This is a genomic window from Oerskovia gallyi (assembly GCF_014836745.1).
In the GTDB taxonomy this organism is placed as follows: Bacteria; Actinomycetota; Actinomycetes; order Actinomycetales; family Cellulomonadaceae; genus Oerskovia; species Oerskovia paurometabola.
The window spans coordinates 131437-148543 of record NZ_JACSQE010000012.1 but is presented as its reverse complement, the minus strand read 5'-3'; the positions used below and the strand labels follow the sequence as shown (position 1 = coordinate 148543).

14 protein-coding genes are annotated in these 17107 nt (G+C 70.3%); 8 read left to right on the top strand and 6 right to left on the bottom strand.

Annotated features, from left to right (window positions below):
- Positions 1–164: 164 nt before the first annotated feature.
- From H9640_RS15190 to H9640_RS15180, 3 genes are all read right to left on the bottom strand, one after another.
- The gene (locus H9640_RS15190) at positions 165–1628 is read right to left on the bottom strand and encodes a hypothetical protein (protein WP_191791610.1); all 1464 of its coding nucleotides are present in this window, start codon (positions 1626–1628) and stop codon (positions 165–167) included.
- 109 nt (positions 1629–1737) lie between these two features.
- A complete protein-coding gene (locus tag H9640_RS15185) occupies positions 1738–2847 on the bottom strand; it encodes a DegT/DnrJ/EryC1/StrS family aminotransferase (protein ID WP_191791608.1) in 1110 nt (369 codons plus the stop codon).
- Positions 2844–3479, bottom strand: a complete 636-nt coding sequence (locus H9640_RS15180) for an acetyltransferase (protein ID WP_191791606.1) — start codon at positions 3477–3479, stop codon at positions 2844–2846. Before H9640_RS15180 ends, H9640_RS15185 begins: the two co-directional genes overlap by 4 nt.
- A gap of 206 nt (positions 3480–3685) precedes the next feature.
- Between H9640_RS15180 and H9640_RS15175 the strand changes: the two genes are divergently transcribed.
- Positions 3686–4639, top strand: a complete 954-nt coding sequence (locus H9640_RS15175) for a glycosyltransferase family 2 protein (protein ID WP_191791604.1) — start codon at positions 3686–3688, stop codon at positions 4637–4639.
- Between the two features lie 75 nt (positions 4640–4714).
- Here the strand turns inward: H9640_RS15175 and H9640_RS15170 are convergent, their stop codons facing one another.
- Positions 4715–6952: a hypothetical protein gene (locus H9640_RS15170; protein WP_191791601.1), complete on the bottom strand. Its 2238-nt coding sequence runs from the start codon at positions 6950–6952 to the stop codon at positions 4715–4717.
- Between the two features lie 186 nt (positions 6953–7138).
- Here H9640_RS15170 and H9640_RS15165 point away from each other — a divergent pair, with 186 nt between their 5' ends.
- From H9640_RS15165 to H9640_RS19740, 3 genes are read left to right on the top strand one after another with little or no spacing between them, the layout of a single operon-like run.
- Positions 7139–8266 carry a DegT/DnrJ/EryC1/StrS family aminotransferase gene (locus H9640_RS15165; protein WP_318243796.1) on the top strand — a complete coding sequence of 376 codons (1128 nt, stop codon included), beginning with the start codon at positions 7139–7141 and terminating at the stop codon, positions 8264–8266.
- A 35-nt stretch (positions 8267–8301) separates the two neighbouring features.
- On the top strand, positions 8302–9231 hold the full coding sequence (locus H9640_RS15160; RefSeq protein WP_191791599.1) for an NAD-dependent epimerase/dehydratase family protein: 930 nt from the start codon (positions 8302–8304) through the stop codon (positions 9229–9231).
- Entirely contained in the window at positions 9231–9680 is a 450-nt protein-coding gene (locus H9640_RS19740) for an acyltransferase (RefSeq protein ID WP_191791597.1), read from the top strand. Before H9640_RS15160 ends, H9640_RS19740 begins: the two co-directional genes overlap by 1 nt.
- Before the next feature lie 30 nt (positions 9681–9710).
- Here the strand turns inward: H9640_RS19740 and H9640_RS15150 are convergent, their stop codons facing one another.
- Positions 9711–10679 (bottom strand): Gfo/Idh/MocA family protein, encoded by a 969-nt coding sequence (locus H9640_RS15150; RefSeq protein WP_191791595.1) that lies wholly within the window; start codon positions 10677–10679, stop codon positions 9711–9713.
- Entirely contained in the window at positions 10676–11773 is a 1098-nt protein-coding gene (locus tag H9640_RS15145; RefSeq protein WP_191791593.1) for a DegT/DnrJ/EryC1/StrS family aminotransferase, read from the bottom strand. Before H9640_RS15145 ends, H9640_RS15150 begins: the two co-directional genes overlap by 4 nt.
- 209 nt (positions 11774–11982) lie before the next feature.
- Here H9640_RS15145 and H9640_RS15140 point away from each other — a divergent pair, with 209 nt between their 5' ends.
- The 4 genes from H9640_RS15140 (at position 11983) to H9640_RS15125 (ending at position 17102) form a co-directional block, all read left to right on the top strand.
- On the top strand, positions 11983–12720 hold the full coding sequence (locus H9640_RS15140; protein ID WP_318243795.1) for a DapH/DapD/GlmU-related protein: 738 nt from the start codon (positions 11983–11985) through the stop codon (positions 12718–12720).
- Complete coding sequence (locus tag H9640_RS15135; RefSeq protein WP_191791591.1) at positions 12717–13739, top strand: lysylphosphatidylglycerol synthase domain-containing protein; 1023 nt, start codon at positions 12717–12719, stop codon at positions 13737–13739. The genes H9640_RS15140 and H9640_RS15135 overlap by 4 nt, the downstream gene beginning before the upstream one ends.
- A gap of 29 nt (positions 13740–13768) precedes the next feature.
- Positions 13769–14962, top strand: coding sequence for an L-2-hydroxyglutarate oxidase (lhgO, locus tag H9640_RS15130; RefSeq protein WP_191791589.1), 1194 nt, complete (start codon positions 13769–13771; stop codon positions 14960–14962).
- Positions 14963–15062: 100 nt separating this feature from the next.
- The gene (locus tag H9640_RS15125) at positions 15063–17102 is read left to right on the top strand and encodes a DUF4214 domain-containing protein (protein ID WP_191791588.1); all 2040 of its coding nucleotides are present in this window, start codon (positions 15063–15065) and stop codon (positions 17100–17102) included.
- The last annotated feature ends 5 nt before the right edge of the window (positions 17103–17107 follow it).

The window sequence follows — 17107 nt, the reverse complement described above, 5'->3', positions numbered from 1 at the left end:
CGGCCTTGATCGCACGTCGGTCGAGGCCGGGAAGCCGCCCGGCCACCTGACGGGGCGCGAACCGGAGTGTGGTAGTTCGGCGTCGCCCCAGGCTTGCGCGGACGGGACGGCGTGCGGGGCCGGCCGTCGAGCCCGCACGTCCGCCACCCCGAGAGCTGGGTGAGTCACCCAGGAAGGCGTTCCGTGGGGATAGAGAAGAGATCGACCTCTCCGAACGGCGTCTCACCCGTGCCCAACGGCAGCACCTCGTCATCGCCCAGGTACGGTGCGCAGTCGGGGGTGGTCGTGAGAGGGAAACGAGCGGCGACGGGGTGGTCACGCACGGTGCCAGCAGGTGTGCAGACTAGTGCCGGGGAGCCGGCCCCGTCCTCCACCTGGAGCGCCAGGTCGAGGTGCGGAGGGAGGAGCAGGTAGACGTCGCCGTATCGTCCGGTGCGATCGGCCACGACGAGTGTTCTGTCTGGCGGGGTGACGGCGCGTTGTTCGCTGACGACGGCGACCAGCGCTTCTTGCGCCACCGAGGCCTGGGTCCAGGTCGAGTACGCGAGTGCTCCTCCGATCGCGGATACGACGAAGGCGATACAGATCGTCGCGGTGCGCCATGCCTTGGTGCGGTCCAGAGCCGGCGCGAGCATCGCGAGGACGAGCCAGATGGTCAGGCCGACGGGAAGGCCCACGCGTTCCGGGTCGTGGAGGTGTGTCGGCTGAGTCGCGTACGCGAGGGCTGCGAAGGGCGCCAGGACGACTGCTGCCAGGGCGAGCCAGGTCTGTCGACGAGTCAGGATGCGGTCGAGTCCCAATGCGACGACCAGTACCGCGACGCCCACTGCCAGGGCGAGGACCGGCCAGGCATCCAGGAGGAGCGTCCGTGCGATGGCGCGCGGTGCGTCGAGGAGCTGAGCGCCTCCGCTCGCCATGAGCCCGGACTCGTACGACTGGGGTGAGAACATCGGCGCGATCACGGTCGACCAGATGAGCGCAAGGCCTACGGCGAGCGTCGTCGTGCTTGCGGCGACGATCCCACGGAGTCTTGAGGTAGGCACGAGGACGAGCGCGATCCCGACGCCGAACAACAGCGGAAGAGCAGTGGCCTGGTAGGTGAGAAGGCCGAGCAGCGGGACCAGAACGATGAGGAGCGGGCGTACCCGGCCTCCGCGCTGCAGGTAGCGGATCAGGAGACCCAGCCAGATGACCACCGTCAGCACGGCAACCTGGGCGGGCAGGAATCGGAGCAGGAGCCCTGCGGGCCACCAGGGGTGCGTCGCGAGCAAAAGGCCAATCGCCAGACGTGTCCACCACGATCGGCAGATCGGCGAAAGCGCCCAGATAGTCAGAAGGAACTGAGCGACTGCAACGAGGGCGAGGACCAGGTACATCCCGACGAACCCGCCGTCTGACACACCAAGTCCCACATAGGCGGGAAAGAGGTGCAGTGGTCTTCCGGCGGTGTGTGCGAGTCGCGCGCCGAAGCCTGCCCACCCTTCACCGTCCCAGGCGAGCGCGAAGCCCCATTCCTCAAGCAGTCCGCCCTGCCACGGGCGGAAGTTGAGGAAGAACACGAGCCCGGAGAGTACCGTCAGGAGGACGCCGGTCAGCGCCCTGTCTCGTCGCGACGGAGCCTTGCTCACGCCACGCACGCGTTCGCGCGGAGGTACCGAGGCCGAGGGGGCAGCACCTGGCACGACGGGTCGGTCGAGGGACAGGCCAGAGGTCCCTGAGACGTCGATCGATCGACTTTCAGCCACGTCGAACCGCGTCGACGCGCGCAGCCACACGGGAGGCGACGAACTCGACGTCGTCCGGCGTCAGCGCCAGGTGGGTCGGCAGGGAGATGCCCGTCGCGCCGAGGCGCTCGGCCGCAGGGTAGGACCGGTCCGGCTGGTGGTACGGGGGGAGGTGGTGCAGGGGGTGGAACACGGGACGAGTCTCGATCCCGTCCTCCGCGAGCTCTGCCATGACGCGGTCGCGCCTCGCGGCGTCGGCTCCGTCGAGGGTGACGGTGTAGAGCCAGTTCACGCGGCGCGTCCCGGGGCGCTGCTCGGGCAGGCTCAGTCCGGGGATCCCGCCGAGCAGTGCGTCGTACTGCTTCGCGAGCGCGTCCCGCGCGTCGAGGATGGCGTCGAACCGCTCGAGCTGGCCGAGACCGATCGCGGCGGCGACGTTCGTCATGCGGTAGTTGAACCCGACCTCGGGGAACCAGTACCGACGCTCGGGGTCCATGCCCTGTCCACGCAGCAGGCGCAGGCGGGCGGCGAGCTCGTCGTCGTCGGTCGTGACGGCGCCGCCCTCGCCCGTGGTGATGACCTTGTTGCCGAAGAAGCTGAAGGCGGTCACGTGCGCGAGCGATCCGACCCGGCGCCCGTCGACCTCGGCGCCGTGCGCCTCGGCAGAGTCCTGGACCACGGTGAGCCCGTGACGCGCCGCGATCTCCATGATCTCGACGATCGGGGCAGGGTTGCCGTAGAGGTCCACGGGGATGATGGCCTTGGTCCGCGGCGTGATGGCGGCCTCGATGAGCGCGGGGTCGATGTTCATCGTCTCCGCGTCCACGTCCACGAAGACGGGCTCGGCGCCGCAGTAGCGCACGGCGTTGGCGCTCGCGATGTACGTCAGCACCGGGACGATGACCTCGTCACCAGGCCCGATGCCGAGGGCCACGAGCGCGAGGTGGAGCGCGGTCGTGCCGTTGTTGGTGGCGATGGCGTGCTTGGCACCGCAGAGGTCGGCGAACGTCCGCTCGAACTCGGTGATGAACCTGCCCGCCGACGAGATCCAGGTGGTCTCCATGCACTCGGCGACGTACGCCTTCTCGTTGCCGGACAGGACGGGGTACGCGACGGGGATCATGAGGCGATCTTTCGAACGGAGCGGGTAGGGACGCCGACGACTGTCTCGCCAGCGCGTACATCGGAGATGACGACCGATCCGGCGCCGACGACGGCACCCTCACCGATCGTGACGCCAGGAATCACGCTGACCCCGACGCCGAGCATCGCCCTCTCGCCGACGGTGACGCTGCCCGCCAGGTGCGAGCCCGGAGCGATGTGGGCAAACTCGCCCACGACGCAGTCGTGGTCGACGGAGGCACCTGTGTTGACGATCGCGCCGGCTCCGACGCGGGCGTAGGCGCCGACGATCGCGCCGTGCAGGATCGCCGCCCCGGGACCGATCTCGGCGGTCGGCGCCACGCGGGCGGTCGGAGCGACCAGCGGCACGAGGTCGAAACCGGAGGACACCAGGTCCGCGCTGAGCCGGGCGCGCAAGGAGTTCGACCCGATCGCGACGAAGGCGTGGCGGACCCCCTGCTCCAGGAGCCCTGGGATGATCGAGTCGTCGCCGAGGTAGGGGAGCTCGCCGTGCTCGGCCGGGTCGTTGCCTGTGCAACCGAGAGGTCGGAAGGGAGCGTCGGGGTCCCAGGCGTCGATGCATGATCGCGAGTGACCGCCGTTGCCGACGACGACGACTGGTTGCGTTCCCACTCCGTCGACCATCGGCGGTTCCCCCTGTGCGCAGCTGTATTGTCCGGCACAAACCATACCGGAGTCCCGCACCGGCCCCGTATGACGCCTACCAGGGGACGTGCGCCGACAGAGCGCGGGACGGTAGCCTTCACCGGTCCCGGGCTGCAGCGCACGCCGCGTCTCGCACGCCGGGAGCCCCCTTGAGGACGAACGGAAACGGCCCGATGCACGAAAGACGCCCCACCCTGTCCCTGATCATCCCTGCCTACGACGAGGTGGAGGGCGCTCAAGGCATCGTCGACTTCTATCGCGAGATCCGGGTCGCCCACCCTGCGCTGGACTTCGAGCTCGTCCTGGTCGACGACGGCTCGACCGACGGCACCGCCGACGCCGTGGTCGCACGGCTCGACGGCTCGGACACCGCGCAGGTCGTCCGGCTCTCCCGCAACTTCGGCTCGCACGCAGCCATCAGCGCGGGCCTCGCGCACGCTCGCGGCGATGCCGCACTGACGCTCAGCGCGGACCGCCAGGAGCCCCTCGAGGCCATCGGGTCGTTCATCGAGGCCTGGCAGGGGGGCGCACAGATCGTCTGGGGCCTGCGCTCGGTGCGGGCGTCCAAGGGCGGCACCCAGGACTTCTTCGCGACCACCTTCTCCAAGGTGTTCAACGCGGTCTCGACGGTGCCGACCTATCCGCAGGAAGGGCCCTCGCACATCCTGGTGGACCGGGCCGTGATCGACGTCCTGACGGCCATGCCCGAGGCCAACCGCAACGTGCTGGCCATGGCGGCCTGGTCCGGGTTCACGCAGGTGCGGATCTTCTTCGAGCAGCTGCCGCGTCCCTACGGCAAGAGCAAGTGGACCTCGGCCAAGAAGGTCAAGCTCGTCGTCGACTCGCTCGTCGAGTTCTCGTCGGCCCCGGTGCGCTGGATCCAGGTCGCCGGCTTCGGCGCGGCCGCGCTCGGTGCGGTCCTGCTGGTGGTCGCGGCCGTGGTCGCGCTCGTCCCGGGCGGGTCGAACGGGTTCGGGTGGACGATCAGCGGTCTCGTGCTGGCCCTCGGAGGGCTCCAGCTCGGGGCGATCGGCGTCGTCGGGGAGTACGTCTGGCGCACCGGCGACGACGCCCGACGCCGTCCCCTCTACGTGGTGCGTGGGGTGCACTCTCAGTCGGCCGACTGACACGAGCACCGAGGAACGGGAGAGGCTCCCTGCGACGACCGTCGCAGGGAGCGTCTCCCGTTCCCTACCGCAGGCTCAGCCGGCCGGGACCAGCGCGGCCTCGTCCTCGGGGACCGCGACGAGCGCGGGCTGGCACTCCGCCACGGCGGCCGACGGGACGGCCGTCGCGACGAGGCCGCCCAGGCCGTACACGCCCGTTCCGTCGAGACGCCTGATGTCGATCGGGGTCTCGGCCTCGCTGACCGGTCCCGACCAGGTGATCGTCTCGGTCGTGTTCGGCTCGACGGTCTGGGTGCTGCCGTCGGGGAACGTGATCTCGAGACGGACGTCCGCGGTGCCGACGCTGAACGACGTGCTCACGTCGTCCCAGCCGCCCTCGCGCAGGGTGACGATCCGCAGCTGGGCGTCTCCCTCGTCGTTGCTGCGCACACCCGGCAGGACGTCGATCCCGTCGCCCGGGTAGAGCATCGGCGGCCGGACCGCCAGATCACCCATCTCATCGACCACGCCGGCCGGGCACGACGCGAGGACGTCGTCGGACAGCTCGTAGTACTCCCAGCGTCCGCTGTCGGAGGTGAAGGTGGGCTCGCCCAGGACCGCGCGGACCTGGTCGCGCAGCAACGGCTGCGTCGTGAGCGCAGCGGTGTCGAGCGAGATGCCGCTGAAGCCCGCCGCCCTCAGCAGCGGGACCTGCTGCTCGAACGGGCGGGCGGTCAGCCACTGCTGCCAGTCGACCGTGGGGTCGCCCTCGAGCCCGCCGAAGGACCACCGGGAGTCCGTCGAGTACAGGTACGGCAGGAACCCGTCGTAGATCGTGGCAGGCGAGGGGTCGAACTGCGGGACGGGGAAGTTCACCTGGGGGAGCTGGAACACCATGGCGTCGTCGCCCGCCCGGTCCTCGACCTGGCTCGTGAAGCTCGTGACGTCGTCGCGCAGGGCCAGGGCCGACACGGGATCGGGGCGCGCCAGGGGGGTGGTCTGGTCGACCACGCCGACGACGAGGACCAGGCCCACCGCGGCAGCCCGCCACCATCGCTTGCGGAGACGGTCCAGGGTGATGGCGATCGCCAGGAGGACGATGAGACCGATCACGACGTGCATGCGGCTCCACACACGGATCCCGCCACCGTCCAGGAGGAAGGACCAGATCGAGCCCAGGCCGCCGACCGAGTAGGCGAGCAGGCTCATCCAGAGGAGGCCGGCGAGGATGCGCAGGCGCGAGTCGGCGACGTCGGGACGACGCCGGAAGAAGAGGAGGATCGCCCACACGACGAGCGCGACGAAGCCGACCGCGGACACGAGGCCGAGGGCGGGGGTCTCTGCCGGGTTGGGGAACGTGGCGTCATAGCTGTTGCGCAGGGCCCGGAAGGCCTCGAACCGGTGCGCGGCAGCAGGCAGGAGCATCGCGAAGATCTTGCCGCCGTAGATCTCGGCGTCCGCCTGGGACCGCGTGATCTCGAAGGACGAGTAGCCGTACGGGTCGGGCGAGTAGATCGCGTCCACGACCATCGCGACCACGACCGACCCGATGAGGACCGCACAACGGGCCAGCCCCGTCCACAGGATCCGCCACGAGCGGGCTGCCATCGCGCCGCCGACCGCGGCGACGGCCACGATCATCGCGATGAACGTCGCGTAGTAGGCGTTCGTGAGGCCGATCACGAGGCACGAGACGAGCATGGCGACCTGGAACCAGGTGCGTCGCCGACCCGTGGCACGCGGGGCGACCACGAGCGAGAGAGCGACGATCATCCCCAGGGAGATCGCCCAGGTCGAGGAGAGGCTGAAGTGTCCGCCGGCCCGCAGGAAGTGGTCGGGGAGCAGGGGGAACAGGATGCCCGGGACCAGCGCGGCGAGCCGCCCGATGCGCAGGTAGCGGGCCGCGCCGACCGCGAACAAGGCCGCCACGGGGAAGCAGAGGACGACGTACCAGGTGACCGCGGCCCCTGCGCTGCCGGTCAGGGGGCCGAGCACCTTGCCGATGAAGGCGAAGAGGAACTCGTCGGTGACCGTGTAGGTGTGGCTGTTCTGGGCGAAGGGGGCCGAGAGCCTGCTGGCGTTCTCGTACCAGCCGTCCTCGATCGTCGCCTGGACCCAGGCGTGGAACGCCAGGGCGTCCCCGTGCGGGGAGGCGATGGCTCCCTTGAACGCCCAGGGTCGGTACGTCCAGAGCGCGACGAGAAGGGTGAACGCCGCGGACACGAGGTAGGGGAGCGATGCGTGCTCGAGCGCTCGCGACCACCATGGAGGTCTGGGCGCGGTGGTCCTTGCGGCTTCGGGCGCGCTCGGCTGCCCGTCGACGACGGTGCTCATGTTCTCGGTGGTCCCCACATCGTTCGGTCCGGCCGCGGCGTTCGGCCGATCAGCGCCCCAGCCTAGTGGGTCTCGCAGGGCGGGACAGGCCTGCTCAGGGTCTCGCTCCGCCCGACCCGTGCGAGACGGACGAGTCGGGCGCACTGATAGTCTGACGCGGTCTGATGGGAGGACGATGTGACGAGCGTGGCATTGGGCCAGCCGACCGTGGGTTCCGAGGAGCTCGAGGCGATTGCAGCAGTCTTCGAGTCGGGGTGGCTGTCCGGTGCCGGCCCCGCGTGCAAGGCCTTCGAGGAGCAGTTCGCCCGGACGGTGGGTACGGCCCACGCGCTCGCGACCTCCAACTGCGGCTCCGCGCTGCACCTCGGTCTCGAGGTCCTCGGCGCAGGGGCTGGCGACGAGGTGATCGTCGGCGACTACACCTTCCCGGCGACCGGCCACTCCGTGGTCTGGAGCGGGGCGACACCGGTGTTCGCGGACGTCCGGCCCGACATCTGGAGCGTCGATCCCGCCGCCGTCGAGGCCGCCATCACGCCGCGCACCGTCGGGATCCTCGCGGTCGACGTGTTCGGGCAGCCTGCGGACTACGACGAGCTCAGGGCGATCGCCGACCGGCATGGGCTGTGGCTCATGGAGGACGCAGCCTGCTCGGCCGGCGCCACCTACAAGGGCCGCCCGGCGGGGAGCCTGGCCGATGTCGCGACGTTCAGCTTCCACGGACGCAAGGGCATCACCGCCGGCGAGGGCGGCGCGCTGGTGACGGACCGCGCCGACCTGGCAGACCACGCCCGCAAGCTCCACACCTACGGGATCGAACCGGCGATCTCGCGCGAGGGCTCGCGCGATCTCCCCGTTCCCTCGTTCGACGAGGCCGGGTACAACTACCGCCTCTCCGACATCTCTGCGGCGATCATGCAGGTCCAGCTCAGGAGGCTGCCGGAGCTGCTCGCGTCCCGTCGCCGTGCCGCCTCCGTGTACGAGCACCTTCTGGGTGACCTCGACCTCCTCACGCTGCCCGTCGCGCTGGACGACCGTGAGCACCCGTGGCAGTCGTACGTGCTGACGCTCGACCCCTCGGTCGACCGCGGGGTCGTGGCGACCGAGCTGCGCGCTCGAGGCGTCCAGTGCAACTTCGGGACGTACGCCTCGCACCTCCAGCCTGTCTATGCGAGCACCGCTTCCTGCCCCGTGTCGGCCGACCTCTTCGCTCGGCACCTGGCCATCCCGATGCACGCCAACCTCACCGAGGCCCAGATCGAGGTCGTCGCCTCCACGGTGCGCGACGTCGTGACCTCACCCGACGCCCGCCGCTGATCGCGGCGGCAGAACCGAACCCCAGGAGCGATCACGTGGCGGAAAAGACCGTCTTCTTCACCGGCGGCGCCGGCTTCATCGGCCTGCACGTCGTCCCCATGCTGCTCGAGCGCGGGTACAAGGTCAGGATCTTCGACAACATGTTCCGCGGCGACCGTGACGCGGTCGCGCGTCTCGCGCAGAGCGGTGCCGTCGAGCTCATCGACCAGGACGTGCGCTACGGCGGGGCCGTCCACCAGGCCATGAAGGGCTGCTCGCACGTCATCCACTTCGCGGCAGTCTCGATCAACAAGAGCCAGTCGGACCCGTACGAGTCCATGGACATCAACATGATCGGCGAGCACAACGTCTTCGCGGCCGCCGCGGACCACGGCGTCGAGCGCCTGGTGTTCGCGTCCAGCGCGTCCGTCTACGGCGACCCCGAGAAGCTGCCCATGCACGAGGACGACACGCTCTCGCCGCTCACGCCGTACTGCATCTCCAAGCGTGCCGGTGAAGACCTGCTCGGCTTCTACCAGCGCCGCGCGAACCTGTCGTGGATCGCGCTGCGGTTCTTCAACGTCTACGGACCGGGGCAGAAGACGACGGCGTACTACACGTCCGTGATCAACCACTTCGTCAACCGCCTGCGCAACGGCGAGCCCCCCGTGATCGACGGCAAGGGTGAGCAGTCGATGGACTTCATCCACGTCCACGACATCGCGCGCTCGGTCGTCATGGCGCTCGAGGCCGAGCAGTCGAACGTGCCGATCAACGTCGGCACCGGGATCGACACCTCGATCGCGGACCTCGCCAGGATCTTGATCGACGCCGTGGGCGCCGACGTCGAGCCCGTCTTCAACCCGCGCGACGTGCTGGTCAGCCGCCGTGCGGCGGACACGACCCGGGCGAAGGAGATCCTCGGGTTCGAGCCGACGATCGCCGTGCGCGACGGCATGACGGACCTCATCCGAAACGGCGGCTGATGCCTCCGCGCACCCCGGGCGCGCTGCCGCCCAACCCCTACCACGAGCAGGCGTGGATCGTCGGCGAGCCGGTGATCGGCGAGGGAACGTGGATCGGCGCCTTCACCGTCATCGACGGCTCGGGTGGGCTGACCATCGGCGCGGGGTGCGACATCAGTGCGGGCGCTCAGATCTACACCCATTCGAGCGCGCGTCGTTGCGTCTCGGGACGACGGTGGAACGAGGTCGAGCGCGAGCCGGTCAGCATCGGTGACCGGGTCTTCATCGGTGCGGGGGCCATCGTGATGATGGGCGTGTCGATCGGGGACGAGGCCGTCGTGGGTGCGGGGGCGGTCGTCACCGCCGACGTCCCCCCGCGAACGGTCGTGGCCGGTGTCCCGGCACGGCCGGTGGCCCGGGTCGAGCTGCCCGACGACGACGGCCGCCCCGTCTTCGCCCCCGTCGACTGACGGGGCGAAGACGGAGCGGCCGTCGGGCCGTCAGACCGTGAGTGCGCTGAGGCCGGCGTCGAGCGCCTGCTGGACGATCCGGTGAGCCGGGACGATCGAACGCCGCTCGACGTCGGCGTCCACCCGCCCGTCGACGAGGTCGACGAACCGGTCGAGCTGGGTGGCCAGCGGCTCCCGCCCGACGATCTCCGGCACCTCCATCTCGGTCGCCTGCCGGAACCCACGCCCTGACTCGTCGGACTCGATCGTGGTGTGCCGGTAGGACGTCACGCCGCGGCGCAGCAGGTCCACCTCGATCATCCGGTCGAGCTCCTGGATCATCAGGGTGCGGATCTTGCGCTGCCCGATCCTGCTGGCCGAGGCCGAGGCGATGCCGCCACCGTCGAAACGCAGGCTGGTCTCCACGACGTCCTCGGCACCCGGCACCGACGACGGGTGGAAGTGCCCGACCTCGACCGAGAGCCCGAGGGGGTCGCTGCCGCCGAAGATCTGGGAGATCAGGTCGACGTCGTGGACGAGCAGGTCCCAGCCCACACCGGTGCGGATCCGCGGCGCGTAGGGCGAGTGGCGCTCTGCCCGGACGAAGCGGGGCTCCTCCACCATCTGACGCGCGACCAGGACCGCGGGGTTGTAGCGCTCGAGGAAGCCGCACATGAGCGGGGTGCCTGCGGCCTCCGCGGCGTCGAGCACCTCGTACGTCTGGGCGAGAGACGGGCACACGGGCTTCTCGATCAGGAGCGGCAGGCCAGCGCCGATCACGTCCAGCGCGAGCCGGTAGTGGTGCTCGGTGGCTGCGGCGACGACCACGGCGTCGACGTCGCCGATCCCGTCGAGGTCGGCCGCCCAGCGGGAGCCGAGCTGGTCGGCCACCGGACGTCCGACGGACTCGGCGGGGTCGACGACGACCGCGAGCTCGGTGCGGGACGACTCGGCGATCACCCGGGCGTGGTTCCTGCCCATCGATCCCGCGCCGACGAGCGCGATCCGGAGGGCGCTCACGAGAGGACCTTGCGTACCGCGGAGGCGACGGTCTCGACGTCGTCCTCGCTCAGGCGCCCGTGGACGGGCAGCGACAGACAGCGGCTGGAGACGTCGTCGGCGACCGGGGTCTCGGAGATCACGACCCCAGGGTGCGAGCGGTAGCAGTCGTAGTCGTAGACCGGGCGGGGGTAGTAGACGCCGCTCGTGACGCCCTCCGCGCGGAGCGCCTCCATGATGCGGTCGCGCTCGTGCGCCACCTCGCTGGGCAGGAGGACGGTGAACTGGTGCCAGACGTGCTCCCGGCCAGGAAGCTGCTGGGGCAGGACGAGGCCCTCGACGCCGTCGAGGAGCTCGACGAGCCGGGCGGCGTTGGCGCGCCGGCGGGTCAGCTGCTCGGCGTAGCGGTCGAACTGGGGCAGCGCGACGGCTGCCTGGAGGTCCGTGAGCCGGTAGTTGTGGCCGGCGACCTCGTACTGGTAGCGCTGGCGCATGCCCTGGTTGCGCAGCACGCGCAGGCGGTCGGCGATCGCCGCGTCGTTCGTCGTGATCATGCCGCCCTCACCGCTCGTGAGGTTCTTCGTGGCGTAGAGGGAGAAGCAGCCGATCCCGAACGACCCGGCCCCGGCGCCCTCGAACGTGGCGCCGTGCGACTGCGCCGAGTCCTCGACGAGAGCGAGGCCCTGGCGGCCCGCCAGGTCGGTGAACGCCGTCATGTCTGCGGTCTGGCCGTACAGGTGCACCGGGAGGAGAACCTTCGTCCGGTCCGTGACCTGGGCCTCCGCAGACGCTGCGGTCAGGTTGAAGTCGGTCGCGCTGATGTCGCCGAACCGTGCCGTCGCGCCGGCCTCGAGGATCGCGTTGAGGGTGGCGACGAACGTGAACGGGCTCGTGACGACCTCGTCGCCGGGCTCGAGGTCCAGCACCTGGAGAGCAGCGACGAGGGCGGTCGTCCCGTTGTTCACGGCCACAGCGTGCTCGACGCCCACCAGCTCGGCGAACCGTGACTCGAGCTCGGCGACCACCGGTCCTTGGGCGATGATCCCGGACCGGATCACCCCCAGGACCTTCTCTTCGACCTCGGGGCCGAGCTCGACGACGGAAATCGGGATCACGTGGGCACGTCCTCACCTCTCGTTCCCGCGAAGCGGGAAGACCTCCTGGACGGCGCCGGAGCACGCGAACGAAGGCACTCGGACTACGGGTAGCATCGGTGCGGAACATCCACCGACGCAGCATCATCCTAGCGACCGTCGGCGCGCCCATCGTGCCCCCTTCTGTGGTGGTACGCGGATGGTCAACACTCGGGACGTAGGGGAAGTGCGTGGTAGCAGAGAAGATCCATCGGACGGCGTGGGTCGGTCCAGGGGTCGAGCTCGGGCAGGACGTCGTCGTCGGTCCGTACGCGGTGCTGACGGGGCCCATGACGGTCGGCGACCGTACGTGGATCGGTGCGGGAGCGACCCTGGGCGGCCCGCCCGAGACCAAGTCGGCCCGGATGAACTCGGCGTGGGTCGGTGACCTCGACCACGCGGGAGTCGTCGTCGGCGCGGACGTGGTGGTCCGCGAGAACGCCGTGGTGCACCAGGGGACCTGGCGACCGACCGTGGTCGGGGACGGGGTGTGGCTGATGAACCGCAGCTACGTCGCCCACGACGTCGAGGTCGGCGAGTCGGCCGTGCTGTCGGCGGGGGTCAGCGTCGGAGGGCACGTGACGATCGGTGCTCGTGCCAACATCGGGCTCAACGCGAGCGTTCACCAGCGACGGGTCGTCGGCCCCGGCGCGATGGTCGGGATGGGCACGGCGCTCGCACGTGACGTCCCGCCGTTCGCGCTCGTCTACGGTTCCCCGGCCCGGCTCGAAGGGGTCAACGCGCACCTCCTGCGCCTGTGCGGATACTCGGACGAGGTCGTCGACGCCCTGCGACGCGCTTACGAGGCGTCGGACGACCTGACGGCCGTGACCGTCACCGACGAGCTCGTGCCCGTGTTGGCCGAGCTCGACGCGTGGAACCTCCTCGTCGCGCCGCGTCCCGTGCGCTCCGGCTCGGCAGCCCGATGACCGACCAGCAGACGGATCCGCTCAACGAGGACACCGGCAGCGACGTGGCCGCACCCCCGACCACGAAGTCGTCGCGCGGTGTGCTCCTGGCCGTCGCCCGCGTGGTCCTGCTGGTCGTGGTCATCGCGGCGGCCGGGTTCACGCTCTGGCGCTACTGGGACGACGTGTCCGTCACGGTCCAGGCGATGTCGTGGACGAGCCTCGTCCCGGCGACCCTGCTCGTGGCGGTGGGGATCGCGTGCGGGACCCTGAGCTGGCAGGTCCTGGTCGACGACCTGGGAAAGCCGATCGGGGCCCGTCGCGGCTCACAGATCTTCCTCGTCGGGCAGCTCGGGAAGTACCTGCCCGGGTCGGTCTGGGCGTACGTGCTCCAGCTCGAGCTCGGGCGTCGGGCCGGGCTCGCGCGCGCACGTGTCTTCGCCGCCACGGTCTTCTCGCTCGCGGTGGCCGTCGTGGCCGCGCTCGTCGCGGGCGCCCTCGCCCTCCCGGAGCTCATGCAGGAGGATCCTTCCCTGGGCTGGATGCGCTGGCTGTACCTGCTGCTGCCCGTCGGCCTCGCCTGTCTCCACCCCAAGATCCTCACCGCGCTCGCGACGTTCGGCTTCCGGGTGCTGCGACGACCTCGCCCGCCGCACCCGGTCCGGCTGCGGACGGTCCTCCACTCGTTGGCCTGGGCGCTCGGCTCCTACACGTGCTACGGCGTGCACCTGTGGCTCCTCGCGGGAACCCCCGACGGTGCGGGCCTGCGCCCGCTCGCCCTGTGCATCGGCGCCATGGGCATCGCGATGGTCTCCGGCCTGTTCGCCTTCGTGCTGCCGTCGGGCGCGGGCATCCGCGAGCTCGTGATCGTCACGGCACTGGCCCCGATGGTGGGGACCGGCCCCGCCGTGGCCGCCGCGGCCGTGTCGCGGGTCATCTTCACACTTGCCGACCTCGCGATGGCGGGCGGTGCGGCCGGTCTTGCGGTGATCGCGCGGCGCCGCGTGGGGCGGTACATCGGCGACGACGGACTCACCTGATCCGCCGTCGCCCCGACAAGGAGGTTCAGATGGCACGCGTGGTCGTGGTGGGTGCAGGGATCGTCGGACTGGCGGTCGCTCGGCAGCTCGCCGCACGGGGGGACGACGTCGTCGTCCTCGACAAGGAGGACGCTCTCGCCAGCCACCAGACGGGACGTAACTCCGGAGTGATCCACTCAGGCCTCTATTACACGCCTGGTAGTGCGAAGGCCCGGATGTGCGCTGCGGGTGCACGCTCGATGACCGAGTTCGCCCGGGAGCGAGGGGTCCCCTTCGACATCTGCGGCAAGCTCGTCGTCGCGGTCGACGAGAGCGAGCTCCCCAGCCTTCGGCGGATCGAGGAGCGGGCGCGCGCGAACGGTGTACCGGTCACGATGCTGACTCCCGAGCAGGCCCGCGAGCACGAGCCGTACGTCCGGTGCGTGGCCGCGCTGCGTGTCGAGTCGACCGGGATCATCGACTACCTCGGCGTGTGCCGGGAGCTGGCGGCCGACGTCGCCGGTGCCGCAGGCGGAGAGGTGCGGCTCGGGGAGAGCTTCGTCTCCGCAGAGACCACGCCGCACGGGGTGCGCGTGACGACCGATCGCCAGGTGCTCGAGGCCGACGCCCTGGTCACGTGCGCCGGCCTCCAGAGCGACCGGGTGGCCGCCGCCTCGGGCGTCGACCCGGAGGTGCGGATCGTCCCCTTCCGGGGCGAGTACTTCGAGCTGACCCCCGAGCGCGAGCACCTCGTCCGCGGGCTCATCTACCCGGTGCCCGACCCGCGCTTCCCGTTCCTCGGTGTGCACCTCACGCGGTCGGTCTCGGGCGGCGTGCACGTCGGCCCGAACGCGGTCCTCGCCCTCGCCCGTGAGGGGTACCGGTGGCGCGACGTCGTCGTGGGCGACGTGGTCGACTCTCTGACGTGGCCGGGGCTGTGGCACCTGGGTGCACGCAACGTCGTCCCCGGTGCCCAGGAGGTGCTCCGGTCCTGGTCGAGGCGGCGATTTGCGGCCAGCCTGTCCCGGCTCGTCCCGGGCATCGAGGCCAAGGATCTCACCCGCGCGCCTGCGGGTGTCCGCGCGCAGGCGATGCGTCGCGACGGTAGTCTCGTGGACGACTTCCTGATCCAGTCCGACGCGCGCCAGGTACACGTCCTGAACGCCCCGTCCCCTGCTGCGACCTGCGCTTTTGAGATCGCCGAGCACATCGTGGGGCGCGTGGACGAGCACTTGATCCACTGATCGGACTCGACGGGTGGCGTACCGCGTGCGGGCCTTCCGCAGCGCGGACCGAGTTGCCGCCGGGGACCTGCCCGATGGTCGAGTGTGAGGGTAGCTGACGATGAAGTACTCACGAGCAGGAGTCTCGGGGATCGCCGTGCTGGCGCTCCTCGTCGGGGGCGGCACAGCGTCTGCGAGTACCGTCGCGCAGCTGTCGTCGACGCTCGGCGCCGAGAACCAGGTCACCGACGGGATCACCTCGTCGGAGCCGTCGGTGACCGAGGTCCCGCTCGACGTGGTCGCGGCGCAGGCAGGGGGAGCTGCCGCTCCCGACGCCGAGGCCGACGCCGGGTCCCGAGCACAGGAGGGGCCCGCCGAGGGCGTGGAGTCCGTCCCCGCGGACGGAGGCCAGGTCACCGTGGAGGCCCAGGTCGCGGACGACAGGATCGAGAGTCCGGTCCTGGAGTCCGACGGCTTCCAGACCCTCGGGGTCACGTGGCCAGACGGTGCCGCCCCTGAGGGGATCGCGGCGCAGGCTCGGACCCGGTCGGTCGACGGGGAGTGGACCGCCTGGGTGGACCTCGAGATCTCCGACGACGCTCCCGACCAGGGGACGGCCGAGGCCGAACGCGAGCTGCGTGGCGGGACGGCACCGCTGTGGGTCGGTGAGGCCGACGCCGTCCAGCTGGCGTTCTCGACCGAGGCGGAAGGGGTCCCTGACGTGACGCTCGCTCTCGTCGACTCCCCGGCCGACGAGAGCGCATCGGCGACCGTCCAGAGCAGCAGCACCGTTCCGAGCGGCAGCAGCACGACTCCGAGCGGCGTCGCACAGTTCTCCACGGCGCAGTTCTCCGCCGCACAGTTCTCCGACGCGGCCCTCACCGGAGCCGTCGAGGGCTCGGTCCGGGCGGCCGCCGTCCCCACCGTCATCACGCGTGCGCAGTGGGGGGCTGCGGCGCCGATCTGCACGCCTGACACCGCCGCGGCCCTGGTCGGTGCGGTCGTGCACCACACGGCTGGACCGAACGGGTACTCGACGGTCGCGCAGGCGATGCAGCAGATTCGCAACGACCAGAAGTACCACCAGGCGACGCGAGGCTGGTGCGACCTGGGGTACAACTTCATCGTCGACAAGTGGGGGAACATCTACGAGGGCCGCGGGGGAAGCCTCACCTCCGCCGTGATCGGCGTGCACGCCGGCGGTTTCAACACCGGCACGGTCGGGATCTCGATGCTCGGCAACTTCCACGGCCCCGCCGGCGGGATGGCCACGACCCCCGCCATGATCGACGCGGTCGGTCGGATCGCCGGTGCCCGGCTCGGTGCGTACAACATCAACCCGCAGGGGTGGTTCACCTACCGGACCCTCGGCGGGGAGAACTCGAAGTACCCTGCCGGGTCCAACGTCTCCCTGCCACGGATCTTCGGTCACCGGGACACGGCGTACACGGCCTGCCCCGGCGACTACGGATACGCGCAGCTGGACAACATCCGCGCGATCGCGCTCGCCCACTCGGACCCGCAGGCGTATGCCGCTGCGCAGTCGGTGGTGAAGGCGTTGTACACGGATCTGTTGGGTCGTGGTCCGGATCCGACGGGGTTGGAGGGTTGGTCTGCGGCGTTGGTGTCGGGTGCGGGGCAGCCTGAGCTGGTGGCGTCGTTGACGCGTAGTCAGGAGTATGTGGCGTTGCGTGTGTCGAACGCGTACATGGAGGCGTTGGGTCGTGGTCCGGATCCGGTGGGTGCGCAGGACTGGGCGCGGGAGATTCATGCGGGGCGGGCGACGGTTGATGATGTGAAGCGTCGGTTCTACGACTCGTCGGAGTTCTTCGCGCGGGCTGGTGGGACGCCGCAGGGTTATGTGCAGGTGTTGTATCAGACGATGTTGGGTCGGGGGGCTGCGCCGTCGGAGATCGATGCGTGGGTGAAGGTCATGGAGGTCAGGGGTCGTTCGCGGATGGTGGACGAGCTGTGGTTCTCGATGGAGGCTGCGCGGATGCGTGCGGGTGGTTACTACTCGACGTTCTTGCAGCGTGGTCCGGATCCGACGGGGTTGACGGCGTGGGCGCAGGTGTTGTTGTCGCACGGTGAGGGGGCGGTGCGTGTGGGTATCGCGGGCAGCTCCGAGTACCGGGCGTTGGCACAGACGCGTTTCCCCTGAGCACC